Origin of the sequence: Pseudomonas sp. HMSC063H08, from assembly GCF_001813645.1 — a bacterium.
In the GTDB taxonomy this organism is placed as follows: domain Bacteria; phylum Pseudomonadota; class Gammaproteobacteria; order Pseudomonadales; family Pseudomonadaceae; genus Pseudomonas; species Pseudomonas aeruginosa.
The window spans coordinates 1-816 of record NZ_KV813384.1; the positions used below are offsets into that span (position 1 = coordinate 1).

An 816-nucleotide genomic window follows, 5' to 3' on the forward strand; every position below is an offset into this window, starting at 1 on the left:
GCCGGCCAGTTCACCTCGTCGATCCTGCCCATCCACACCACAAGCCCCTGTGGCTCGTTCCAGTGGATGTCCCAGACGGTCAGTGTTGGAGCCTTCGATGGCCGAGCGCCCCGGTACAGCTGCGCGACTTCCAAGTCGCTCGGGCCAGTAACCGTCATGATGTCGGCGCTGACTTGGCCGGTCATGCGCCGTCCATCGTCGCTCACCGGCCGCGCCCGGAACGTCATGTTGTTGAACTCGATGTCTCGATTCGCTGTTGTGTAGGTCCAACGGATCGGGCCGAGGCGGAAGTCGTACAAGCTGATCGCCTGGCCATCGGCGAGGGACCGCTCGCGATCACTGAAGCTCATCGCGTACTCCTCGGAACACCGTGCTGGCTGTGCTGATGCCGTCGGTGTCGGTTTCGTGTGTGATCTGCACGCTGTCGCTGTCCTGCCGGCACAGGGTCATGAACGAGATGCGTGCGACGTCGCTCGGCCGGACAACGGTGCCCAGCGCGCTGTCGATCGCCAAGCGCTCGACGTCGACGTTCAGCTCGCTGACGTCGAGGATGCGCCGGTAGAAGACCTGCCCGCCGAACAGCTCAATGCGGATATCGCGCCGGCCGGGAGCATCAGCCCTGAAGAACCGCGCCAAGCCGCACAGCTCGACATCGAGGACGGAGCTGGTCGCAGCCACTGTGTCGGCCAAAACCAGGTCGGCGGCATGGGTCGGAATCCAGATCGCTTTCTGTCGGCCGCGCAGGGCGTACAGCAGGCTGCGCAGCGCCGCATGCTCCTCGCGACCCTCGGTCTGCCAGCGGAAGCCATGCACCGG

The 816-nt window shown here is 65.1% G+C and carries 2 pseudogenes; both read right to left on the reverse strand.

The annotated features are described in order from the left end of the window. Nucleotides 1-350 (reverse strand): annotated as a pseudogene (locus HMPREF2924_RS07790) (DUF2163 domain-containing protein); the annotation flags it as partial. Then, nucleotides 337-816: pseudogene (locus tag HMPREF2924_RS07795) on the reverse strand (hypothetical protein); the annotation flags it as partial. The pseudogenes HMPREF2924_RS07790 and HMPREF2924_RS07795, both read right to left, overlap by 14 nt.